Origin of the sequence: Cytobacillus sp., from assembly GCF_032154635.1 — a bacterium.
Classification (GTDB): domain Bacteria; phylum Bacillota; class Bacilli; order Bacillales; family Cytobacillaceae; genus Cytobacillus.
The window spans coordinates 12,828-37,327 of the sequence record NZ_JALDXW010000003.1 but is presented as its reverse complement, the minus strand read 5'-3'; the positions used below and the strand labels follow the sequence as shown (position 1 = coordinate 37,327).

The following is a 24,500-nucleotide window of genomic DNA, read 5'->3' as shown; positions in this document are numbered from 1 at the left end:
TCCTTATTTAATCGGGATTAAAATTTTCAACGTATAAGCTGGATCATTTGCTGCATAATCAACGTCGTAGAACTCTAAATTAAAGTTAAGATCCGGTTTAAGATTCATAGCTGGAAGCTGAATTTTATAAATGTACTCTATAGCATAGGGGATTTGTTCGATATCATTATATAGTGTAAACGAAACATATTTGTACCCCGGAATCTTCACCCCTATCCATCCTTCCGGCAGCCGTTCAAGAGAATCCACTTTAATTGCTGCGATATAGAACGGAACGTCTGCATCGTCCAAGGATTCATATCCATAGCATGGTACAGTATTGGGATCGATTGAAGCTTCTTGAAGTTCATCATAAAACCTATTCCACAGCTTTGAGATTTGGTGATTGTCCACTATCTCTTTGCACTTAAGGCCAGCAATAAAAAATGTAGACATCTTAACGATTTGTGCAGGATAGTCTGCATGTTGTTTTGTTCTTTTCAGAGCAGATTCATTTAGTTCGGCTTTGTATAAGTTATGAAAATGACTCCCTTTTTTCCGGTAACTATGAGGAGACAATCCTGTAAAGCTTTTAAAAGACCTTGTAAACGCTTCTTGTGTTGTATACCCATAGTCAAGCGCAAGTTGATTGATTGGCATTTCTGTCTCAATCAAATCTTTTGCTGCAAGAGTAAGTCTGCGCTTTCGAATGTATTGATTAATTGATTCTTTTGTTACAGCTTTAAATACCCGAGTGAAGTGGAATTTAGAAAAAGCAGCCTCATCCGCAATTTGATCTAACGTAATCTCACCATGAATACCATTTTCGATATACTTGATGGCTCTCATAATGCTAATATCATATTCCTCCATTTATTCCCTCCCCTAAAAACTTCTTTCATCCTTATGAACTTATTATATAATCTTAAAAAACTATTTTTTTGATTTCAATTGCTATTCTCCATTAAGCGATCTCTTTAGTGATGAAAGGCAATGCAGTTTGGAAGAGAGAGCTCTTACTCTCTTTCTTCCTTTCTTGTTCATTTTGCTTTTGTACATACCGTGATCACTGAAGGATATACATGAGGCTCATACAGCTTTAAACCATCATTACTTAGGGAAAATATGTCTGCAAGTCAAACCTTGATTTAGAGAATAGAAGAATGAAGGATTGAAACACATATAACTAAAATACATGATAAAATAAAGTGCTTGCCCAGTTTTTACACTAATTGTAGGTCGTTCATGGATAAGAGAGGTGATTTGTTCATGGAAAGTTTGACAGCAGAAGAAAAGCAGCAGTCAATTGAAGCGTTTAAGTCGATTATTCGTAAATCTGAAAAGGCGCTTTCCCATATGAAAACAAATGCGCCACAGACGAAGTTGCTTGAGAAGCGAATGAAGGCTGCACGGATTGGGATAGATACACTTCTTGCACGTTGGGAAGGGAAGAAATTAGGTGTCAGCAAAACCGATTTGATTGAAGCTAAAAAGGAGTTAGAGAACTTGCTGTTGACACTTCCTTCATTTCTCGAGAAATCAAAAGCAGGCAGTGGGCAGCGGACCTACATTACAAGAAGGATACACGCTTTTAAAGTCGCAGTTCTCTATATGGAAGATTTGATTGAAAAGTTCGATTAAGCGTAATCAATAAGAACTACTGCACATGTTGAGCCAGAATTTTATTTACTCAGTAAAGTAGTTTGTACCGTAATATTTTTCATTAAAAACTTATATTCATGATTAATTTCCAATTTCTCCGTATTAAAATGAGAAATTGGAAATTTTTATCCATAATCTAGCCCGGTTTCAAACTCATGATTTAATAAATTGGAACAAACCTTGTAGTTTTTGAAGATCAAATTAGTAGAGACAATCCTTTTTCTAACCGAGAATTATCAAATCTCCCTTCTTAAACAAAAGCGCCCGTCTATTGAGCAATGAAATATGCGTAAGATCACTGAATTATGGTGCTTTAGGACCAATCAATGCCATCCCAAGAGGATTGCAACTTTCGCAACAGAACAATTTGGCCGAAATGATACGTATCGTGCATCATAATGTTGCTGAGTAAACGCTCAATAGAGTACCTGTCAGCTGCATACGGAGCTTTTAACTTTTCATCGTCAAGATCCGCAATGACCATTTTTAATTTATTCATGACTTTATTAAGGCGCTGGACTGTCAGGGTCCACCCAATTTCATCTTCTGGATCCCCCGGATTTCCAAAGGTTTCTTCATTGTCATCTGCCTTATGCGGATTCTTTGTGCCCTCAATTCGATGGACTACGTCTTCATTCCAAAATATCAAGTGGTTGACAATCTGCCAAATCGAATTGCTGTTTCCCGAACTTGTCCATGCTGCCTCAGCTGCTTTGACTCCATGAAGCGCCTGATCCATGGATGCAAACCAATCATTCTTATGGCAATGCATGTCGAGTTGTTCTAAAAACATTTTGGTTACAACTTTCATACAACCATTCTCCTCACTGTTTAGTGTCATCTTTCAAAGTTAAAAAATAAGAAAAATCTGACTATAGTATAAATTAATAGGTCCTAAAAAGGTAAACTCCAAAACCAAGTGCTCCCCATTCATATTGGACATAGCTACCTCGCAACTTCTACTTCTTTCCAGCATGGCAGGGTAATCCGAATTTCCGGGTGACGATAACAATAATCCTCAATCCATTTCGAAAAAAGCCATTCATACGCATAAAATAACCTTCATAATCAACTATCGGTCATATAACGAATAACGAAAACCTAATCACAATAAATTACTCCATTTTTTTGCTTTGAGAATACAACAAAACGATGTTCACTATGACTTATTCGGCTCATCCAGCTTTTATTCCTTTATCATAACAACAAATTACTCCCTATTATTGAACAACGGTGTTTAGGGCTTTTCTTCTTCCCCCTACTTCCTTCCATGAGGTTTGATTCTATTTCAAATTTTGTTTCATCTCTATGAAATCTGGATTTTCCATGAGTTCTGGACCAGCAAATCCTAGGTATAAATAAAGATCTTTGTTAGGAACGTTCGTTGTTGCCTTTAAGATTTGATTCGTTTCCTTTGAGTAAATAAATCGGTCATCATCTGGATTCATTAATGAATAGGAAGATGTAAATTTAAATCCTTCATATTCAGCAAATAACTGGTTAAAGTACTTTTTATCTACTTTCATTAATAATATATTTATTAATTTATCTTCAAAAAAATAAAGTCTCGCAACTCCATCATAAACCATGACATAGTCTGCCCCGCTGCCATCCTCTTGCTCTATTGAATATTTTTCACCTAAGCTCTCAATTACACTTTCTTGTGAGTCACCTAAAGTAAGACCAAAAATATATAATTGACCTTTTTCAAAAGAAAATGTAGGTTTTACAAAATCTATATGCTTTTCTGGTGGAGATTGTTGTTCGTTTGTCGTCCATTGCTCATTTTCATTCTCTATTTCATTTAGAATAAAAAACGTAATCCCTGCCATTAAGCTTATTCCCAAAACCGGAGTTAATAAGACAGAACACCATTTGTGTTTTGGCGTTTTTGCTGTGTTTTCAAGCTCATATAATACATTTTTCATTACACGCTTTTTACTCTCAGTTAAATTTTTTACTTCTCTAAAAAAATACTTATTCATTTAAAAACACCTCCCATTGTACCCCACTCAGTTGATTTCTTAATCGCCTCACCACGCTCTTCATAATTTTTCTGATAATGATAAAACTTTATAAACACTTCCTGTACAATGTCCTCCGCAGCATGGAGATCCTTCACATACCCATAAGCAATGCGAATCAGGAGTTCTGTATATTGAAACATTAATTCTTTTATGTTATGAATCGTAAACAATAACTACCTCTCCTTTCTCTATTTATTAAACGATTCCCAAACCTTTATAGTTTCAATTTATAAAATTTTTAAATAAATAATTGTTATTTAAGAAAAGCGGGACTGAAAGATAGATGGGAAAATAGGCTGTTATCTATATAACACTGGCGACTCAGAGGAGTAAACTGAATAGTGGTTTTTTCATATAAGGGGGTAATCATCTACAAATAAATCGATTTTAAAAATTAAAGAGGTTATACCACATAGAGATCCCTGCAGTAAATACGGCATAAATAAACGCTTAGCAAATTTAGACATAAAAAATCATTTTTCCTTACACTAAGAGAAAAGGGCTTAAAATAATTTATAAAATAAGCGCTGATCCTACTTACAGATTAGCGCCCGTGAGACTTGATCCCGTCAGCAAAATTATTCACTCCCTACTTCTGCTTGCATGTTTCAGGCTGGTTGGGAATGATCCCGTTTTGTTTAAGAACAATTCATCTCAAACTTTTCTAACTCTACACTTCATCAATATTTTTATTCAACAAATTAAGTTCCTCATCAAGTGATGTTCCACTGTTCTTCTTTGTAATTTCAAAAGGTTTTTTATAAAGACAGGCATATTTCAAAGCAAGAAATCCATCGATAGGGAATGTATAATCTTGCCACTCCTGGCGATATCCTAAAATTCCTCCTTGTTTAATAACTCGGTCTAACTCTTTTACTACGCAAAAAACAAACTCCTCAAAATTACATTTCGTCTTTAATATTGTTCTAGGAAAATTTGTATTCCTATTTCTATCTATATCAGGATTTTGACTTTCTGTAATTGTTATTTCTAAGTCTTCAAAATCACGCTTAAATTCCCAACGTAATAAATAAGGACCATTATGCCACTCCATCCCCCCCTTTTTTTTATGAAAAGCACCATCTTTCCAACTCAATTTACATAATGGATGTATTGATGCTAAATATGAAACAAAGTCTCCGAGAGCATCTGAATGGAAAGTAGGATGAAACTCAAACGTTTGCTTATTAATTTCAAATATACATGTTGCACTACCACTTCTAATATCCACATATGAAAATTTCAAATTAGACCACCTCCACAATATATCAAAGCCTATAATATATATCTCTTTAACATAATCGTTTAAACCTTTTTTGCGTTAACCTCTTCTTTACTTCAATAAGAAATGAAGAATAGCCCCTGTTAGGAAGTTTGATTATTTATTAATTCATCATAATACTTTTTTGGATTAGAAATATTGTTATCAATAAAAAACTTCGCCTGACCTTTGAACATATCAATGTAAGAATCTCTACTAATTGTTAAATCTCCTAATTCATCAACGTTTCCTTGAACTTGTACAGTATCATTTATTAAATCAACAATAACAGTCATATATGTTTCCTCATTGTATAAAACAATACAGGTTACTTGTTGTTTAACTAGATTAACATGAGGATATTCATGACGTACTCCCGTTGCTTTAAAAATCGTATGTCCAACATTAGATTTATCTGTGTTATCATTCATTTTCACACCCCATTAAAGACTATTTACCACATAAATCTTCGATGTTTGAGTGAATGTAGTATCCAGACACAACGGCTCCTCCACTGCTGTACAAGTTGAAATAATCTGACTTTCCATCACTGTTTTCGAACGTAGCTTGATGTTCCAATACAAATTCCATTTCTTGTGTACCTTCTCTTTCTGAACTGTTAATTTCCTTTATTACTTTATTAATAACATCTGAATCATCTGCTACAATCTTTTCGCCGTTTTTACATTCTACTGTGAGTTTGACCATTTCATCCTCAATTAAGGGCTCACTTAATGGCTCACTCAAATCCTTACAGCCACTTAAGAAAATGATGCAGAAGCAATAAAGTAAACTTTTTTTTATCAATTCACTCCTTAAAATAGAATGTTAATTTTAACTATGTGACCTAATAGCAGGCTTTCTTTTTGATTCTTCCTGTCTCATTTACTCTCGTCTTACTTCAGCCATTTCTTTGTCTTTGCTCATTTTAATCTGCCTTTATTTTTATCAAACCTACTTATCCTTATAAAACACTTCTGCCTGTTAGTTGAAGTACATCACTTCACAATCTTACATAAATATCTCGTTTTGTTTAAAGTCATTAAATGGCCCCATTATAAAAAAGACACAATTCCTCATTCAAGAATTGTGCCTTTTCAAGTAGTTTCTATTAACTTTATCCTCCTGAATTAGTGCTTCACATCTAAAAGTAATTTTATCTCTTTTATTTGTTCTATGTGCCGCTGTTCATGCAAATAAATCTGTTCGATCCATTGATCAAGAGGCAATTCACCTAAGGCAGGATGCTTCACTGACTTTTCTTCCAATATGGACTTATCTTTTATCGTACTAAGAAAAGCCATTAATTTTTCCCTTGAATCATTTAACAACTTAATTATTTGCGGAACTTCAAATGATTCTGCACTTGGTTCAACAATTTTTGGAGCTTTAATCTTGTTCGTTCTATCCAATAATATAAAATGAACATTTTTACGTTCTTTCGGCGTACGATCATTGTCTTTTAATCCCCATGCAATCGCCTTTATAGTTGCCTCTTCCACTAAAACTAAGTGATGGCAAACTTGTGCGATACTCCACATATTCATGTCAGGCTTACTATTAAAATCAGTATCACTTAATAAAGTAATTTCCTTTACTAGGTTATTTCTCGTTTCCGACAGATTGTCATTTACTAATTTATTCATGATATTCCCCCCTCATTAGAAAATGCTTACTCTTTGATTTCTATTCTGCTTTTATTACTATTATAAGTTTAGTTGAATAAAAAAGTCTCTCTAGATAAATATATTTTCATCTGTTAACTTGTCTGTTTAAATGAAGGAGTAAGCCCATATTCACGGATAATTTCTTTACTTGTTTTTCACTTTCACACAGCTGCACGATCTTTTGCTTATAGTTTTACTGCACCGACAGTAAAAAAACAGATGCTTGCAACAGTCTGTCTTTTTACTGAGTTTGGGTTAGTGGGAACAAATCATTTGTGTTTTTAAGGTGTTCCAAATTTTGATCGACACAATAAATATCAAAGCTATGGATACAAACGTTAAACTTAATCCAACTGAGGATTCGGTAAAACTCAAACCAATATAGCTATACAAAAGTCTCAAAGGGGTATTTGAAATAACTATAGTGAAGATGTAAGTAGAATATTTGATTCCAGTGGAAGCGGATAAAAAACAGAGCACATCTGAAGGAATGATTGGATAAATCATTCCTAAAGCAAGAAGCTTAAAATTATCCCTTTTTAATAGTTGGTTCAATTCTTTATGTCTATTAATCATATAGTTATTAACTTCTTTTCCAACCATGCTCCTTGAAAAGAAGTAAATCAACGTTCCACTTAATACTAAACCAACGGTTGATAATATTGAACCTTGTATAGGTCCAAAGGATACACCCCCAAACACCATTAAAGGAGTTCCTGGTATTAGAAATAATAGCCGAACTACCCATGCCCCTATAAATAGCAAAGATGCATATTGTTCTTTTTCAGAAAAAAAATGTTTAATTGTATCTATGTCTCCTGGTAATGTATCAAAGTAAACTAATATTGAAATAACTAATACCCAAATGGTGATAAAAGCAAATTTTCTTTTCATTCTCTCACCTCTTCTATACATTAACCATGCTTATATTCTAAGGGAGAGTTCTTAAGATTTACCTAATATAATTCTTAAGAATTCTTAAGGTGAATAGTAACTTTTATCAATCATTCATCCGTACATAATGGTATTTCAACTTTAAAGGTAATCGTTTTCCTTCTATATTCCCCAGTTATCTTCTCATTATGTAATTCAACAATTTTTTCGAGATGCCAAGTCCAAGACCAGTTCTGTTTTTCCCCATTCTTGCTTTCTGAAAAATAGGTTTTCAGTAAAGGTATTTTAACCTTAGTATATTGAAAAGTTACAAACTCTCCACCTATTTTTAAAACATGTAATGTATTTGATGGGATCTTATGGGGCACATGTGCGGGTAAGCTCGCAAACGGTAATCCTGAGATAGCCCCTACTTATAGAAATATGATTAAACCCGGAATTTATTTTAAAAGGGGAAAGCCGGTTCGTAAAATACATATAGAACCAAGGATTTACATTAAAAGGAAAAAGCAGGTTCATAAAGTACACATAGAACCTGAAATTTACATTAAAAGGAAAAAGCAGGTTCATAAAGTACACATAGAACTCAAAATTTACATTAAAAGGAAAAATAGGTTCACAAAAATAAACTTTGTCATACTATGCCCGCTTTTCTAAATCCTTTGCTGTCTGACTGGTCTCTACTTCTTTTTCATTCTTTAACGTACCAAATAATACGTCTACAAATGGAGTAGACACACCATACCAATAGTTTTCATTTTTATAGTGATGGAGGATGTGGGTCTTCTTCACCCATTTGCCTAGCTTTGTTTTCGGACTGATTGGACGATGAGCAACATAATGCTTCCATTCGTATATGAGAAGCATAAGGACTATTCCGCTAATAAACGATACCGTTCCAACCACCGATTGGATGATTATATAGAAGATGCCGGCAGCAACAAGTAAATTAGGAACACTGTACCAAAGAGGGAGGAACAATAAGTGTAAATCATTTGGATGTTTATGATGATCATAATGGAGACGTTTCAATAATTTTAGGAGTAAGGGATTTTTAGGAGTTTTTAAGTGAAAAAAATAGCGGTGTGTTACATATTCTGTGAACATATAAGAGACGAATCCAATTATAAAATACAGCATGTATAGCCAAGCCATTCCTTTTACTAGTACAAATGTCGTTGCCATGCCCAATACCGCAAGCATAACAAAAATATCAAAATGAAGAAAAAAATCTCGATACAATCCTTTCTTTTTCATGATTCCTTCTTCCCTTCCCTTTTTTTCTTCCATAGCGATAAGCTTTTTTCCATCATTGTTTTTGTAATCTGTTCTGTTTCTTCTACATCCCCCTTTAAAAGAGAGGAAACAAGATCAGCAAAGTATTGTTTGGAAACGATCCTGTGGTGCGGTTCACTAAAGTATTTTTCGGCCATAGGAATATATATTTCTGCGAAGCTATTGATAAGTAAGCGATAGATTGGGTTCGGGGAGAGCTGTGCAAGATTTTGCTGTAGAGCCCAATCAAAAGCAGCATAGGATTTCGCATCGTCCTGAAGCTCATCAAGCTTAGCAAATAATGCAAGGACCTTTAGCCGGTTATGCCCGGCTGCCTCTTTCACATAGGCCGGAGTAATCGCAATTCTTAAACCGAGCATGTATTCAATAAATACATTTGGAATATCATCATAGCATTGCAGAATATCCACGATTGTCATTAGATTCCCATGCGACCAATAATCGTTTACAACAGCAGGCATGCCTTTACGGGCAGCTATCCATCCATCCCGTTCTAAACGCTGTAGTGTCTCTCTTATTGTTGGTCTGCCAACGTGAAATTTCACAGCCAAATCCCTTTCCGGTAACAGGGGTTCGTTTATTTTATATTCTCCCTCTAAAATGGCTGAGATGATTTTTTTACAAATTAACTCCGAAGATCGCAGCTTCAAACCTATACTCACCTTCTTGTCTGTTTGGTATTACCAAAATCCATATTGGTGTTACCAATATATTATTGTTTATCGAAACAGTTGTCAATATATTCATAAAATTAAAATAATTATTTCCTGCTTCGATCTTGCAGCCGTGGGCAGTTCTCCCCTTAAAATGAAGATCTATTATAACTGAATGCTGATTTTACTGTGTTTGAGAAATAAACGGAAAAATTCCGTTTAAATTGAAAAATAACAGAGCCAAAATTAAAACAAAGGGACGGTTCTTCTGCTTCAAAGGAAGCACGAGAACCGTCCCCATGTTTGCTTATTCATTTTTAAAATGGACCTTATAGTTCGCCTTATCTGGACGAGTATAACTTCTTGCATATTCAATGACTGCTTCTGATTGGTTATAGCTTGTGTTCGTAAATAATAACAGCGGAGCAGAAGAGTCCACATCTAAGAATCGGGCATCCGATTGATCCAATTGTGTCAGATCAAGGGTCTGGTGTGAATAGGAAATCTCGATAGCATAAAAGTCATAAATCTCAAAAATGGAAAACACCGTTAAATCAATATCCTCCAATTCGGGGATCACATACTGCGGTATATAGATTTCTTCAAGTGAGTACGGCTCATGATCAATATGGTTGACACGTTTAATGTAAAAGATCTGATCAGCAGGATCAATGTTAAATATCTTTCCATACTTATGCCCAGCCATTCTCAAAGACTTCGCGAGAATATGCGAAGAGGGTTTGGCATTTTTCTTCTTGACCATTTGCGAGAAACCTTCCAAGGTTTCCAAATCCTGCTCTCGTTTTTCCCCTAGAACATAAACACCTTTCCCTTGAATTCTTTTTAGCAGCCCCTCATTTACAAGAGCAGCGATGCCATTTCGAACAGTTAATCGATTAATTCCATAGGATTTTGCCAGTTCATGCTCAGTTGGGATCGCTGTTCCAGGCGGGTATTCGCCATCTTCAATCTTGGTTCTGATAATCTCCCTTAGCTGTAAATACATTGGGGATTGGTAATCTATATTGGACATAGCCCATTTCACTCACTTTCCAGAAGAATTCAATATAACGCGCAGACAGTCATTCCCACGCACCTTGGTATTGAATCGTAATACTGCTGTTCCTCGCTCCCATTTCCATACATTCTTCAATCGATTTTTTCCGAAGGATTCCACAAATAAAGGCAGCGATGTAACTGTCTCCGGCGCCCATTGTATCAACAACCTCACAGGGAACGATCCCATAATGGAAAAAAGAGGCGCCATCGTACACCATGCTGCCTTTTTCCCCCATCGTTACAATAGCCAATTGTGGACCTTTGGCATGTATGGTTTTCATGTAATCCTGTATAAACTCATCATCCCCATTAGCGTAGGAAAAGAAAGCATAATCCACATGAGGAATAATTTCTTCTACAAGTGGATGGTCCAGCTTGTCGGCAAAGTCAAAAGCGATAGAAACCCCTTTCCTTTTTATCGCATCCAGACTTTTTTCTATCTTCCCCCAAATGCCTGATACCACGATATCATGTGTGGCCAAAAAATCGATATCCTCATCTGTCAATTCAAATTGTTCTAAAACACCTTCATAATAATCACCTAAGACCCTATCGTTATCAATGAAATCTACTTCTGTAATTGCAGTCTGTCCAGGCAATTCTCTAACATGTGATACATCGACTTTTTTATCCCTTAAGGCATCCTTCAATAATCTCCCATAATCGTCGGTTCCAACTACACCCGTGTAAGAAGCATCTTCCCCTAGCCTTACACAATACACTGCCACATTGACAGGATTTCCTCCAGGGAATGCTTTTCCTAACTTTTTATATACATCTATACAATTATCGCCGACTGCCCCGATTTTCATATCACTTTCCTCCCCTAAGACTACTGTTTATGTTTAAGTATGGAAGAAAAACGGATTTGATCTGCTCTTACGACCGACTTATAAAACTCAATCGGCTTTTCATCTTCAGTAAATACATTACCCGCAATATAGAAAACAGGTGTCCCGTTCTCAACATCTAACCATTCACCTTCCTGTTCACTCACATAGGTAACGCTTAATGTTTCCGAGCCATGATCAATTTTCACGTTATAGACTTCTTCCAACATACGGTAAATAGACTCCTGCGAAAAATCATACTGTTCAATTCCCTTGCAAATAGAGTAGTCAAAATAGGCCTGTTCCATCATCGCCGGAATCCCATCTATTAGCCTCAATCGCTGCAAACAATAAATCTTGCTGCCGAGTGTTAATTTCATCCGCTTGGATAACTCCTTATTGCATTCGATTATATCTGCATATAGAACCTTAGTTGACAATACTTTATTGGCTCTTCTTGCGCTTTTTGATAACGACTCCATATCCTGCAAGTTACGCACCAATTTCTCTGGAGCAACAAATGTACCTGCCCCTCGCTTACTATATATAACACCATCAATAATGAGTCTCTTTATCGCACTGCGCAATGTCGTTCTGCTTGTCCCCAATACCTCGCATAAATCCCGTTCCGAAGGAAGTTTATCATGCGGACACAATTGATTCTGCTGAATATATGATTCGATTTTTTCCGCTACTTCTTCGCGTGGTTTTAAATAACTACGATCCATAAAGCAATACTCCCCACCATTTCGCATCCATTCATATTATTAATTAAAATATAGCACAAAAAGTGGAAGAGAATATAATGCAGAAATACAACAGAAGCCTTATCCTCATGTATATAGACCAAAATCATCTCTCTGATGGATTATCAAATTCGCGAGATTCTTCCTATTTTCCTATATTCATTCCATTATTGCCTTTAAGTTATTGATTGCCCGACGAGCATAAAGACGCGGCTCGTTCATATAGGCAGTGACTAATTCAATCGTCGCTGTGCCCCCATAGCCAATATGTTGTAGTTCCTGCATCAATTCCTTGAGCGGGAGTACTCCCTCACCCGGAATCACATGTGTATCAGATGTTCCATCACTATCAATAATATGGAGATGCTGCATCTTATTCTGTAATTTATCAAAATAAGCCATCATGCTTTCATGCTGCACAAACGGCGGAACGATATCGCACATACCTGCCAAATAATCAGATTCAACCTGTCTAAACACCCTCGCTAAATCATTGGCAGTTGTACAAACATTCGATTCCATTGGTGTTAGTGCCTCAAGAATAATTTTATGTTTTATTTTTTCGGCATGATCGGTTAGTTCCTGCATGGATTCTATCAATCGATGCCAAATTTCTGACTCAGGGGTATGATAACCGGCATGAGCCGCAGACATGAGGGTACACTCGGCTCCCATCTCTTTTCCCATCTCCATCGCAAGCTTCAAATAATTGATGGCATCCCTTCTCATCTGTTCGGTTCCCATCATAAAATTATAGGGATATGCATTATGCTCAGGTGTATAAACCCTTACAGGCATCTCGTATTGATCAATTAATTTCTTCACTATGTGAATATCACCGCTTTTTAAATCCGGTGCATAGGCATGAGGGCGGCCACCCCAGAGCTCTATGTAATCGTATCCAAATCTTTTTGCATCCTCAAAGGCATGTTCTAGCGGATTTCTCTGATAACCTGATGTAAATAATCCGATTTTCATGAAATAATCCTCCTTAACGTTTCATGTCAGGTAAAACGCTTTCATTTTTTCACTTTTTAATAGAATCAAAGATTACAAGTAAGTATCCTTGATTCTATTTCATGTTCACTTCATCGATTTAGTAGTCCAGTTGACGATAATATCGTCTGATTTCCATTGGGTGACAATTAATTTTTTCAAGATGGGCATCGATTCGCTGAGTGATCGCACGTAGCACTAGATGCGAGATTCTCCCTCTGAATTGAGGGCTAATCCCCTCCAGCGCATACTCCTTTGTATCAATGATGGTATGCCTTGAACAAATTCTTGGCAGAAAATTGGCTACTCTTTCCGATAACGGACGCTGTTCATCCTCACCTACAAAAACGGTAACGGCTGTATCGCGGTCTACGATTTCCAATGTTCCATGGAAAAACTCGGAGGAATGGATCGATTTTGAGCGGAGCCAGTGCTGCTCTTCCCAATAGCACATCGCATAAGAGTACACTGCACCCCAATGATTCCCCGCACCAACAAAATAGTGCATCGGGTCGTCCTTATGTGCGAGTGCAAATTGTTCGCCAAAAGAGTCAGCAGCCTTCTCAACGTTAACCAATGCTGCAGCCAAATGCTCGTTTAGTTCTTTGTAAAATTGCTCGTATTCTGGAAAATCTCCATTATTAAACATTAAGCGATCGGCAACCATAAAGAACTTGATCTGTTCATTTGCCGGGTAAGAAATTAAATAATCTACACTTTGGGCAAGTGGCGCTTCTTTAACATCAATAAAACCGATAATGCGAGCACCAACTTCTTTAACTTTGGAAACAGCTCTTACCATTTCTTCGGTGCTTCCTGTAACCGAAGAAATAACCACGACCGATTGCTTTGTTAACTTGCGGTTTCCGGTGGTCAAGTATTCTGCCGCATTCTCTACATAAGCTGGCAGCGCACTTTTTCCGGTAATATATGTGACTGCTTGCATGCTTGATGCATATGTACCGCCAATCCCCAGATAAAAAATGTTGTCAAACCCCTCTGAATAAATCTGGTCTACTATTTTCTCGACCTCACTTCGTAATTGAAGTGCTCCATTCACGCTTTCCATTTGTTTCGCTTCATCAAACTTTAACATAGTATTTGTCCACCTTTCCTTTTAGTCTCCCGGTTTACAACTATGAGGTCTGTAAAGATGTGCCGCATCTCCCTCACGATAACTAGATGTTATATTGTATTTTTAATACCAATTTATTTATGTTGATTTTTAAATTATATCACCTGATTCAAAACTAGGTCAATTCAAACTTTCAGATCATTCATAAAACCTTGTAAATATATAATTTTATCCCATTTCTGATTCGTTGAATGTTTGAAGAGAAAAATTAAAAAATTGGTATTAAAAACAATTGTTTTCATTTATATATCAAAAGGATGGTATGATAGTGCATAAAAAATAGACATGAGGATATCCCCTCATGTCTACTTGAATCTTAAGCAGCTGCCTGTTTATTTTTTCTTTCCCAATAATAATAGGCTGGAAGACCAGTTCCTACTGCAATCACTGCAGAGATGATCCCTGGGATTGGCGCCCACATAAAGGTAGAAACAATTAGGGTTGCAGTTACAAGCATGGCAACTGCTGCCATGAAATACCCCATCGGCATTTTCCACATTGGATGATACCCCGATTTCTTACGGCGAAGAACAAAGACAGTCCCAAATGTGAGAAAGTTTTTCAGCAGTGCAACAATCGTGAAATACCCTAATAAGTCACTTAGCGATGAAGCAAATACAAGCACAATCGCAATCGCACATTGAATAAGGATTGAAATATATGGAGTCCCCCATTTAGGATGCACTTTTGCAAACGATTTAAAGAATAAACCATCCTTAGCCATCGCATATGGCATACGCGGCTGGAACATAATACAGCTTGATAGAGAACCAATAATAACAATAATGGCCATGATCGCAGTTAGTGAACCTGCAGCAGAGCCAATTCCCGGAATTTGCGCCATCGCATCTGAAACAGGCGCACTGCTAGTTGCTAATTGATCGATTGGCAGCAAGCCAGTGATGGTTATACTTAAGAGAACATACAAGACAGTGATGAGTACACCGCTGATAATCAGCGCTCTTGGCATCGTTTTCTTAGGGTTTTTAATCTCCCCTGTCATATAACATACAGAAGCCATTCCATCAAATGACCAAGTCGTTGCTGAGATCCCTGCCACTAGTGCCAAGATTCCAACTGGGACTACTTCTGATCCTGCCGGCTTAGCGCTCATTAATTCCGGACTGAAGTAGAAAAAACCAACTCCAATTAACACAGCAAACATGATGATCTTGAAGGCTGTAATAAACGTTTGAAATTTACCCCCGCCTTCAACACTGCGAAGGTGCATAAACATAAACATAATAATAAGGAAAACGGCAATAAATTTCATCGTTAATGGCGAAAAACCAACAAAATAAGCTAAATAATTCGTAATGGCGATAGCCATAATCGAAATGGATGGCGGGTCTGTAGCCCAGAAGCTAATCCATCCACATAAAAATGCCATGGGACGGGATCCCGCTTCCCTAAAATAAATATATTGACCGCCATTTTCCGGATAAGCTGTGGCCAGTTCTGCATAGCACAGATTAGCTGGTATATTAATCATTCCACCAATTAAAAAAGCCAGAATAACAAATAATGCCGTCCCACTTGCTGCAGCAACTTCTCCCAATGATGAAAAAATACCAGAACCAATAGTCGTACCTACACTAATGGCAATTGCAGCGCTTAAACCTAATTTACGCTGTAGACCGCCAGCACCTTTACCTTCCGCACTTTGCTCGACTTTTGCAACCTCACTCGCCATTTGCATATTCTCCTTTTCTACGTATCTATCAACATTGGAAATAAAAAGGTATTAAAAACGTGTAAGCGGTGTCAATTTAAAAAATACATAAACAGCTGGGTGCGGCTGCCCAACCATTTCAAATAAACTAACCAAGTTTACTATAAATTAATACCACTTAATTAACAAATTAGCATATAGGATAAAAGAATACAATAATATTGCATAAAAACAGATATATTTTCCCTTATAAATTCTTTTAATAGCCCTCTCTTTGCAGAAATCCAACTCATTTAATCCCACTTATGGTATCTGATTTGCAAAAAATAGATGATTTATTATTAATATAAATCCAATTACTTTAAAGCAGCGGTTAGTTCTTACATAATCTTTGGGCTTACTGCTAATAACTTTTATCATTACGTATATGTTCTCTTCTGCAGTTTGAAAGGCAATCTCTTAAAGTTTTTACTAATACAATAGAAAAGGAGTCAAGCATTTGGCTGCTTAACTCCCTTTTCTAATTTGTTCCTTCAAAATCAGATATTAACTTTTATAAGTAAACAATCGAATACATATTAATTTATGCAACGTTTTCTAGCTTCTTTTCCTGTTTCTCCTTCCTTCCACTCCTTAAAGTAAGCTGCTTAATAAACCCTGCCAAGCCAGAAGGAAATCCAAGCAGAACCACGATATACAAGAACCCAAGAATGATCGTCCATCTTTCAAAAATAGGGTAAGTCATCGCGAGTTCTGATAGATAATGTCTGAGGAACTCGATGATGCCCGCTCCGGCGATGGCACCTGCCAAGGTACCTAGTCCGCCGATCATTGTCATTAAGAGTGCATCCAGCGTGACTTCAATGGAAAAGACATTTGTATTGATGAACCTTAAGGATACAGCATATAACGCCCCGCTAAAGGAAGCTGCTACTCCAGCGGTTACGCTTGCAATTAGTTTATAATGCAGTGATTTATACCCTAATGCCTCTGCACGATATTCATTTTGAGAGATGGCTTTTAATACCTTGCCAGTGGACGATTCAGTAAATAGCTTCAGCAAAATGAATACGACTGCTACACTTATGAGCGTGATATAATAGAAGGAAGTACGGTCTTTGAACACATCAGGCACACTGAATGTAAATCCGTCTCCGCCATGTGTCAAGCCGCGCCACTTCTCTGCCAGGACGAGGAACAGCTGTGAAACAGCCAGTGTCAGCATCGCATAAAAATGACTTTTGAGCCGTAAGGATAATAAGCCAATGATATAGCTCACCAAGGCAGACAGGATAATCCCGATAGCCAAACCGATCATAAAATGAAGCAGGGTGGCTTCTAAGTGATTAAAAATGATGGCTGTACTATAAGCACCGATCCCAAAGAACATACAATGCCCAAAGGACACAATACCTGTATAACCTAAAAGAATATCAAAGCTCATCGCAAAGATAGCAAAGATGAAGATTTGCGTTAACAAAATCAGCATGCTGCGGGAGTCGTTAACAAGCGGGAACAGCAGCATAAACAGCAGAATCGCAAGTCCCCAATACAGCGGGACTTTATGAAAAAGACCTCTCATACAGCACTCCCCTTTTCTCCCATCAGGCCTGTTGGTTTTACTAGTAAAACCATGGCCAAAAGAAGCATATTCAATGCAAGTGACAAATCAGGGATATAGTATGCCATAAATGCGCCAGCAACTCCTACAATCAGAGAAGCGAGTGCCGATCCCTGCAGACTGCCCATTCCTCCTATGATTACCACAATAAACGCCAAGATAGCGTACTGCATGCCCATTTCCGCAAAGACCACTCCCGAATACGGAGCCAAAAGGGCTCCGCCTAAAGCAGCCAGTGCTGCGCCTAACAGGAATACAAAGGTAAAAAGACCCTTTACATTGATTCCAAGCGCCTGAACCATTTCCTTATCCATGACTCCAGCCCTGATCATGAGTCCGATTTGGGTTCTGCTAAGCAATAGCCACAATGCGAGATATAGAAGCAGTCCAACCACGATGACAAATACGCGGTATTTAATGATGATAATTCCATCAAACTGATAGCTTCCTTCCAGCCATCCAGGCAGATTTACCCGTATCGGATTCGGCCCCCAGAAGATTTTGATGCTTTCTGATAAAACGAGCATGCCACCTAAGGTAATTAGCAGCTGTCTGACGTGATTCCCATAAACAGGACGGATAAGGAACCTCTCTAATACCCAGCCCAATGCCATTCCGATTACAATAGCACCAACAACCGCCAATAGGAAGCTGTTTGTCTCTTTAAAAATCCATGCACCCGAAAAAGCACCCCAAACGAATAGTCCGCCATGGGCAAAATTTAATACACTCATCAGTCCGAAGATTAAAGTAAGTCCAGCAGCCAGAAGGAAAATAAGCAGCCCTGTTGAGACCCCGTTGACCAATAAATTAATAAAGACTTCCATTTCCAGCCCCCCTTCATTGCTTACGCTATGCCCAAGTATTTCTGACAGGTTTCTTTGTCTTCTTTTAATACTTGCATCAAGCCTTCATGGACAATTTTTCCGTCATCCATAATGTAAAAATAATCACCGATTTCGCTTGCCATCAGAAAGTTTTGTTCAACAAGCAGAATCGTCGTTTTTTCCTTCATTTTTAGAATTGATTCCATTAGCTTTTCAACCATAATTGGGGACAGGCCTTTGCTAGGCTCATCAATTAGCAGCAATCCGTCCCCATTGATATACGCCCTGGCAATCGCCAGCATCTGCTTTTGTCCGCCGGAAAGCAAACCGCTTTTTTTGCGCCAAAATTTCTTTAGGTCTGGGAATAGCTCCAGCATCCATTCCATTTTTTCTTCCGATTCTCCCGTGCTTTTTGCCTTAGCTAGGTTTAGCGTTTCCTCCACTGTCAGGGCACTGAAAATCCCCTGATTTTCAGGCACATATCCGATTCCTTTTCTCGATATTAAATGGGTAGAAATCCCGCTGATCCGCTGGTTGTGATAATGTACAGAGCCAGTGGTGGATGGATTGAAGCCCATGATGGAGCGAAGTGTTGTCGTTTTGCCCGCTCCATTTCTGCCGAACAGGACAGTGATGCTTCCTTCTTCTACGGACATGGACACACCCTGCAGGATATGATATTGCCCTAAATAGGTTTCTAGATTATCCAGTTTTAATAGACTCACGATGCAGCCCTCCTAAGTATGCCGTCTGAACTCTTTGATCCTTAATGATTTCCTGTGGGTTTCCGCTGGCGAGGAGCTCGCCATTGAAAAGAACCACAAGGATATCCGATAGATGCATGACCATCTCCATTTTGTGTTCGATTAATACAATCGTGTACATGCCGTCCTTCTTTATGTTTTCGATCACTTCCAAAATGGCAGGTATCTCTTCTATCGAGATGCCTGCTGTCGGTTCATCGAGAAGCAGCAGCTCAGTTTTGAGAGCAAGCAGCATCGCCAGCTCCAGCTTTCTTTTTTCGCCGTGTGCCAGATCTTGTGCCAGCACCTGTTCCTTGCCGTTCAGCATACACTTTTCCATGTAAGCTTTGGCTTCATCTTGCTGACGGTTCAAAGCAGACAGCCTCGGAAAGATCGAGTAATAATCTTTGCTTGAGGATTGGATAGCCAGTCTGATATTCTCAAGAACGGTCAGCTCAGGAAAAATATTTGTGAGCTGGAAGGAGCGGCCAATGCCCCTCCTGGCCCGTAATGGCACAGAAAGCTTTGTTACATTATCGTTCTTAAAATAAATCTCCCCTTTTGTGGGGGGAATCTGGCCGCTCAGCAAATTAAACAGTGTCGTCTTTCCAGCGCCATTTGGGCCGATAATGGAGATCAGCTTTCCGCGCTCTATTTCCAGGTTCACATCTTTTATCACATCATGCTCACCAAAGGAAACGGATAGATCTTTCGTTTCTAGGATATTTTCCATCTTGGCGATCCCTCCCTGGCGATTTATCGCAGATTAACGGGCTGTATGATCCTCACTTCAAGAAGTAGAGCTAGAAATTTTAGTGGGATCAACAGCCCGTAAATGCTTGATTCGTTCAACTAACAAACAGTGGGGGATGAAGAAAAACCCAACTGATTGAAATTCTCCTCTTATATCTAACTATTCTGAAATTTTATTTGCTATTTCTGATCGGCGGCTCCGTTTCCTCCATATTCAATTCCCTAATAAGAACCGGAACAGGATGATCCACGCCTTCTTGCTTCTCAAGGGTTACCGCATACAGAGACTGCAATGCCTGATGGTCTTCTGCCCGGAATTTCATCGTCCCTTTCGGTGTCTCGAACGCCATATTTTCCATGGTGCTGATTAAGCCATCCACATCTTTGTCGCCATCTGTTTTCTTAAGAGCTTCCATAATAGAAATGGCAGCTGTCATCCCGCCAGCAGTAAATAGATCAGGTATTTCTCCATCAAATTTTTTCTTGTGCTGTTCCACAAGCCAGTCATTCACTTTATTATCAGGCAGCGTATGATAGTAAATAGAGAAACCGCTCATGCCAATTAAAGAATCCATTGTTTTTAACGAAGCAATATCCTGTGCAGCAGTGGATATCTTGATTCCCTGTTCCTCCAGCTGCATATCCTTTAACTGCTTCCATGGTGCATTGGATCCTGCCCAAACAATATAGAGGTAATCTGGCTTTTCATTTATAATGCTTTGAATATTCGCCGTGAAATCAGTGGAATTTGGATCTGCATATTGCTCATTTACAATTGTAGCACCTAGCTTCTCCGCCCCCTCTTTAAAGGCAGCGATCCCTTCTCTTCCATAGGCATTGTCCTGTGCGAAGGTAGCAATTTTCACATCCTTTTCAGCGATTGCTGCCGCACCTGCAACTGCATCCTGTGAGGAGTTTCTTCCTGTTCTGAAAATGTACTTGTTCCAGTTCTGACCAGTGATACTATCTGCTACCGCAGGCTCCACCACCATGATTTTTTCGTATTCTTCAGCCAGCGGCAATACGGCCAGCGTATCTCCTGAGCTTGATGAACCAACTAAGAAATCCACCTCATCTTCTTCCAGCAGCTTTGTCGCCTTTCTTACTGCCACATCTGGCTTCGTTTCAGTATCTTCTACGATAAACTCGATCTTCTTGCCTGCTACTTCATTCGATCCTTCTGTTGCATACTCCAGCCCCAGTTCAAAGCCTGCTACTGTTTGCTTTCCATACGTCTCCAGCGGACCGGTTAAGGAAGCAAGTACACCGATTTTAATCGTTTCACCATCTGAACTTGCCTTGTCTCCGGAACATCCAGTGATGAATAAAAGAGCAAGTACGACAACGAGCGATAATATAGACTTAAAGCCATACACCTTACACTTCACTTCCCATTCCCCCTATCTTTCATTTTCTCTATTGAAAAACTGTATTTTATGAAGAAGCCCGTCTGCGATGATGATGTTCCCACTTCTGTCTATATCAAGTCCTTGGGGAGAAAAGAACTGCCCGTCTTCTCCGCTGAAAGAACCAAAGTGTTCGATAAACGTCCCATTTTCATCGTAGACATTCATGCGGTTATTTGAAGTATCAGTCACATAAACACGGTCCTGATCATCTATAGCAATTCCAGTAGGCAAGAACAAATCACCCGGTTCTTCCCCCCAATTCTCGAGTGGATCTAGGTGGCCGCTTCCGTTGTTTGTTCCCCACTTGGCAATAAACTGGCCATTGTTATCGAATTTCTGAACACGATTGTTAATTCGATCCACAACGTACACATGGTCTTTAGAATCGATCGCGAGCTGCATTGGCTGAGAGAATTTGCCATTGGCAGTCCCTTTTCCTCCCCATTCTTTCATATATACAAAAAAGGAATTAAACTTTTGGATCCTATTATTCTCCGAGTCTGACACAAAAATATTGCCTTTGCTGTCGACGGCTACTCCACTTGGAAAACGGAAAAAACCGCTTAATGTTCCTAAAGAACCGTATGCTCCCAGAAAAGTACCTGAATTAGAGAACTTTTGAATGCGATGATTCACTGAGTCTGCCACATATATATTGTCATAACGATCAACCGCAATTTGCCTTGGCACGAAAAATTGGCCTGCATAGCTGCCATATCCAAAAGGCCCGCCTGTACCGAACATGCTTCCCCATTTGCTTACTAGACTTCCGCTCGAATTATATTTCAATATCCGATGATTAAAGGAATCTGATACAAACACATTCCCCTTTGAATCGCTCTGAACATCATAAGGCCCTGCATATTGTTTGTCCCCATATCTGCCTAAGCCAATTGTCATTTTGTAAGTAATGCTCAAGCCAATCTCCTTGTATACCTCCATGCGATTATTGCCTGTATCAGTTATGAATAAATCCCCATCCTCAACTGGAAGAATCTGATTCGGATATACTAGATTAGGAAAAATGCCTGTTGTATAAAGAAACCTGTCTGCATGATCAAATTTCATTATTCGGTTATTATAAGTGTCTGCTACATATAAAGCTCCAGACTTCGACTCAAAATTAATGCCCCTTGGATGGTAAAACTGATAATAGCCTAATCCAGGTTCAAGCCCGCCGATTTTCCGTTTGAAGCTGCCGTTTTGATCAAACACTTGAATGCGATTATTGTAAGTATCAGCCACATAAACTTCACCTTTATTGTTTATGGCAATGCCTTGTGGGAGTGCCATCTGTCCATTGCCTTTCCCATAAGAACCAATGGTAAGAAGATACTGGCCATCCGAATTATATTTTTGAATGCGATGATTAAACTCATCCGTGATGTAATAATTATTCTGCTGGTCTATCGCAATTTCTCTCGGAAAGCCAAATTGATTATTCCCTTCCCCTTTTGTCCCCCAGCTTTTCAAATAATTAAATTGAGAATCGAACTTTTGAATTCGATAGTTTCCCGTATCAGCAACTAGAATATTTCCCTCGCGATCAACAGCGATGCCAAATGGCATATTGAATTGTCCAGGGGATTGACCGAGCGTGCCAAATGTGTTTAGTATTTTACCGGAAGAATCCATCTTTACAATTCGATGATTTCCCATATCGGCCATGTAAATATTACCTGAGCTATCCTTTGCCAGAGCAACTGGAGTCCGGAACTCGTTTGCGGGATCGGTTTCATTTCCCCATGCATGCTGGAAGCTATAAGTGGCTTCTGCAAACCCGCTGCTGCCGATGCAGAGGGAAAATAGAAGGAGGAACAGGAACATTCCCTTGATCCTTTTCATCTTTTCTCTCCTTCCCACTTCACAGCAGTCGCAGCCCATGTGTACCCTGTTCCGGCACTGACTGCTACTGCAATATCTCCAGGATTCAGAAGCCCCTGTTCCTGGGCAAAATGCAGCCCTATACACGGATCAAGGGCAGACATATGACCATGGTGATTAAGATAAATGGCTTTTTCTTCAGGAAGTTCCAACGATTGTAAAAGTTCTTTGAACATTGAGCGTTTTGTATGCAGTGGCAATAGAAGTTTAATATCTTGAGGAGAATACCCGCTCTTTTGAAGTGCTTTGCGAATAACATAATCAAAATTTGAGATGGATACAGGATCCAGTCTTTCTTTCATCGATTGTGGATCTTTTACATCAATATAATGAAGATTGTTTTCGACTGTTTCGTGGCTGGCAAAATGTTTCGACCCTCCAGCCGGAGTTCTGACATCATCGTGAAAGGATCCGTCTGTCAGGATGGCGCTTTCCAGTATTTCGCTCTGGGAACAATCCCTGGTGACTAATGCGGCAGTGCCTCCATCCGCAAAATTGAACATGAACCGTGAGCGCGGGTTCTCATAATCTATGATTTGCGATTCTTTGCATCCCCCAACAAGCAGGATGTTTTGAATCGATTGGTCGGAAGCAATCATATCCTTTGCTACCTTTAAGGCAATTGGAAAACAAGAGCTGACATTCATGATTTCAAACGCATAGGCATTTTTCGCGCCCAACTCATGCTGGATTTTCGGTGCACTTGACCAGACGTAATAATCCTTATGAGGGCTGCCAAAATAGATCACCACATCGATGGATAGCGGGTCAATGCCTTCAATCGCCTGCCTGCCTGCAGCAATGGCCAGATCAGATGCATGGAAGCTTTCATCTGCCACATGCTTCTGGACTAAACCGAACTTTTCGATAATCACCTGTTCGGGTATGCCCGTCTTTACTGCCAGATCGGCAGCCGTTTCTACCCCAGGAGGAAAAAATGCTCCAGTTGTTTTAATGCCAATTCCCATTAGATTACCCCTCCATCTTCAGGCACCTTCATTTTAGCTGTACCCGTCAAAACTAGTTTTCCATCCTGATTAAAACACTCTGTAAGCAGCGTTAGTATTCGTCTTTCCTTGTCAATTTCCTGAACCGTTCCTGTTGCAGTAATCGTTTCACCTATAAAAACAGGTGCTTTAAACTGGATCGTTTGCTCGACATAAACAGCCCCTCTTCCTGGAAGATGAACGCCCAGCAGCTGCGATAATAAGCTTGACGTTAGAAGCCCGTGTGCAATCCGCTGCTTGAACCTCGTTTTTTTGGCATATTCCCCATCTATATGGATGGGATTAAAGTCCCCGCTTATTCCTGCAAAAAGGACAAAGTCTGTTTCCGTAATGGTTTTGCTGCAGGATGCCTGCTGCCCGATACTATAACTAACCATCC

The 24,500-nt window shown here is 38.9% G+C and carries 26 protein-coding genes; 1 reads left to right on the top strand and 25 read right to left on the bottom strand.

The genetic code is table 11. From position 1 onward, the window contains the following. Nucleotides 1-3: 3 nt before the first annotated feature. The gene (locus tag RUH74_RS03540) at nucleotides 4-852 is read right to left on the bottom strand and encodes an AraC family transcriptional regulator (RefSeq protein ID WP_313798875.1); all 849 of its coding nucleotides are present in this window, start codon (nucleotides 850-852) and stop codon (nucleotides 4-6) included. A 396-nt stretch (nucleotides 853-1,248) separates the two neighbouring features. On the opposite strand from RUH74_RS03540, the gene RUH74_RS03535 reads away from it, so the two are divergent. Further along, entirely contained in the window at nucleotides 1,249-1,620 is a 372-nt protein-coding gene (locus RUH74_RS03535; protein ID WP_313798874.1) for a hypothetical protein, read from the top strand. Nucleotides 1,621-1,954: 334 nt separating this feature from the next. On the opposite strand, the gene RUH74_RS03530 is transcribed toward RUH74_RS03535, so the two are convergent. The 24 genes from RUH74_RS03530 to RUH74_RS03415 all read right to left on the bottom strand — a co-directional run bounded on the left by RUH74_RS03530 (nucleotide 1,955) and on the right by RUH74_RS03415 (nucleotide 24,498). Then, complete coding sequence (locus tag RUH74_RS03530; RefSeq protein ID WP_313798873.1) at nucleotides 1,955-2,452, bottom strand: DinB family protein; 498 nt, start codon at nucleotides 2,450-2,452, stop codon at nucleotides 1,955-1,957. Nucleotides 2,453-2,924: 472 nt separating this feature from the next. Further along, nucleotides 2,925-3,626 carry a hypothetical protein gene (locus RUH74_RS03525; protein ID WP_313798872.1) on the bottom strand — a complete coding sequence of 234 codons (702 nt, stop codon included), beginning with the start codon at nucleotides 3,624-3,626 and terminating at the stop codon, nucleotides 2,925-2,927. Then, entirely contained in the window at nucleotides 3,623-3,838 is a 216-nt protein-coding gene (locus tag RUH74_RS03520) for an RNA polymerase sigma factor (protein ID WP_313798871.1), read from the bottom strand. The genes RUH74_RS03525 and RUH74_RS03520 overlap by 4 nt, the downstream gene beginning before the upstream one ends. Before the next feature lie 500 nt (nucleotides 3,839-4,338). After that, nucleotides 4,339-4,914, bottom strand: coding sequence for a hypothetical protein (locus tag RUH74_RS03515; RefSeq protein ID WP_313798870.1), 576 nt, complete (start codon nucleotides 4,912-4,914; stop codon nucleotides 4,339-4,341). 119 nt (nucleotides 4,915-5,033) lie between these two features. Then, nucleotides 5,034-5,360 carry a hypothetical protein gene (locus RUH74_RS03510; protein WP_313798869.1) on the bottom strand — a complete coding sequence of 109 codons (327 nt, stop codon included), beginning with the start codon at nucleotides 5,358-5,360 and terminating at the stop codon, nucleotides 5,034-5,036. A gap of 19 nt (nucleotides 5,361-5,379) precedes the next feature. Next, nucleotides 5,380-5,676, bottom strand: a complete 297-nt coding sequence (locus tag RUH74_RS03505; RefSeq protein ID WP_313798868.1) for a hypothetical protein — start codon at nucleotides 5,674-5,676, stop codon at nucleotides 5,380-5,382. Between the two features lie 383 nt (nucleotides 5,677-6,059). After that, nucleotides 6,060-6,575 carry a DinB family protein gene (locus RUH74_RS03500; protein WP_313798867.1) on the bottom strand — a complete coding sequence of 172 codons (516 nt, stop codon included), beginning with the start codon at nucleotides 6,573-6,575 and terminating at the stop codon, nucleotides 6,060-6,062. Nucleotides 6,576-6,851: 276 nt separating this feature from the next. Next, the gene (locus RUH74_RS03495; RefSeq protein WP_313798866.1) at nucleotides 6,852-7,490 is read right to left on the bottom strand and encodes a TVP38/TMEM64 family protein; all 639 of its coding nucleotides are present in this window, start codon (nucleotides 7,488-7,490) and stop codon (nucleotides 6,852-6,854) included. A gap of 639 nt (nucleotides 7,491-8,129) precedes the next feature. Next, nucleotides 8,130-8,747 (bottom strand): sterol desaturase family protein, encoded by a 618-nt coding sequence (locus RUH74_RS03490; protein WP_313798865.1) that lies wholly within the window; start codon nucleotides 8,745-8,747, stop codon nucleotides 8,130-8,132. Next, nucleotides 8,744-9,436: a GntR family transcriptional regulator gene (locus tag RUH74_RS03485; protein ID WP_396229819.1), complete on the bottom strand. Its 693-nt coding sequence runs from the start codon at nucleotides 9,434-9,436 to the stop codon at nucleotides 8,744-8,746. Before RUH74_RS03485 ends, RUH74_RS03490 begins: the two co-directional genes overlap by 4 nt. Nucleotides 9,437-9,746: 310 nt before the next feature. Then, on the bottom strand, nucleotides 9,747-10,472 hold the full coding sequence (locus RUH74_RS03480) for a GntR family transcriptional regulator (RefSeq protein ID WP_313798864.1): 726 nt from the start codon (nucleotides 10,470-10,472) through the stop codon (nucleotides 9,747-9,749). Nucleotides 10,473-10,521: 49 nt separating this feature from the next. After that, entirely contained in the window at nucleotides 10,522-11,310 is a 789-nt protein-coding gene (gene frlD, locus RUH74_RS03475; protein WP_313798863.1) for a fructoselysine 6-kinase, read from the bottom strand. A 20-nt stretch (nucleotides 11,311-11,330) separates the two neighbouring features. Next, nucleotides 11,331-12,056: a GntR family transcriptional regulator gene (locus RUH74_RS03470; protein ID WP_313798862.1), complete on the bottom strand. Its 726-nt coding sequence runs from the start codon at nucleotides 12,054-12,056 to the stop codon at nucleotides 11,331-11,333. A gap of 177 nt (nucleotides 12,057-12,233) precedes the next feature. Then, on the bottom strand, nucleotides 12,234-13,052 hold the full coding sequence (gene frlC / locus RUH74_RS03465; protein ID WP_313798861.1) for a fructoselysine 3-epimerase: 819 nt from the start codon (nucleotides 13,050-13,052) through the stop codon (nucleotides 12,234-12,236). A 118-nt stretch (nucleotides 13,053-13,170) separates the two neighbouring features. Continuing rightward, complete coding sequence (locus RUH74_RS03460; RefSeq protein ID WP_313798860.1) at nucleotides 13,171-14,166, bottom strand: SIS domain-containing protein; 996 nt, start codon at nucleotides 14,164-14,166, stop codon at nucleotides 13,171-13,173. Between the two features lie 355 nt (nucleotides 14,167-14,521). Next, entirely contained in the window at nucleotides 14,522-15,898 is a 1,377-nt protein-coding gene (locus RUH74_RS03455) for an amino acid permease (protein ID WP_313798859.1), read from the bottom strand. Between the two features lie 562 nt (nucleotides 15,899-16,460). Then, nucleotides 16,461-17,414 carry a branched-chain amino acid ABC transporter permease gene (locus RUH74_RS03450; RefSeq protein ID WP_313799032.1) on the bottom strand — a complete coding sequence of 318 codons (954 nt, stop codon included), beginning with the start codon at nucleotides 17,412-17,414 and terminating at the stop codon, nucleotides 16,461-16,463. 41 nt (nucleotides 17,415-17,455) lie between these two features. Beyond that, complete coding sequence (locus RUH74_RS03445; RefSeq protein WP_313798858.1) at nucleotides 17,456-18,325, bottom strand: branched-chain amino acid ABC transporter permease; 870 nt, start codon at nucleotides 18,323-18,325, stop codon at nucleotides 17,456-17,458. A gap of 20 nt (nucleotides 18,326-18,345) precedes the next feature. Continuing rightward, the gene (locus RUH74_RS03440) at nucleotides 18,346-19,050 is read right to left on the bottom strand and encodes an ABC transporter ATP-binding protein (protein WP_313798857.1); all 705 of its coding nucleotides are present in this window, start codon (nucleotides 19,048-19,050) and stop codon (nucleotides 18,346-18,348) included. Next, complete coding sequence (locus RUH74_RS03435; protein WP_313798856.1) at nucleotides 19,028-19,801, bottom strand: ABC transporter ATP-binding protein; 774 nt, start codon at nucleotides 19,799-19,801, stop codon at nucleotides 19,028-19,030. Before RUH74_RS03435 ends, RUH74_RS03440 begins: the two co-directional genes overlap by 23 nt. 193 nt (nucleotides 19,802-19,994) lie before the next feature. Further along, nucleotides 19,995-21,197, bottom strand: coding sequence for a substrate-binding domain-containing protein (locus RUH74_RS03430; protein WP_396229845.1), 1,203 nt, complete (start codon nucleotides 21,195-21,197; stop codon nucleotides 19,995-19,997). 24 nt (nucleotides 21,198-21,221) lie between these two features. Next, nucleotides 21,222-23,075: a 6-bladed beta-propeller gene (locus RUH74_RS03425; RefSeq protein WP_313798854.1), complete on the bottom strand. Its 1,854-nt coding sequence runs from the start codon at nucleotides 23,073-23,075 to the stop codon at nucleotides 21,222-21,224. Further along, nucleotides 23,072-24,082 (bottom strand): 3-oxoacyl-ACP synthase, encoded by a 1,011-nt coding sequence (locus RUH74_RS03420; RefSeq protein WP_313798853.1) that lies wholly within the window; start codon nucleotides 24,080-24,082, stop codon nucleotides 23,072-23,074. The genes RUH74_RS03425 and RUH74_RS03420 overlap by 4 nt, the downstream gene beginning before the upstream one ends. Continuing rightward, on the bottom strand, nucleotides 24,082-24,498 hold the full coding sequence (locus tag RUH74_RS03415; protein ID WP_313798852.1) for a MaoC family dehydratase: 417 nt from the start codon (nucleotides 24,496-24,498) through the stop codon (nucleotides 24,082-24,084). Before RUH74_RS03415 ends, RUH74_RS03420 begins: the two co-directional genes overlap by 1 nt. Between the last annotated feature and the right edge of the window lie 2 nt (nucleotides 24,499-24,500).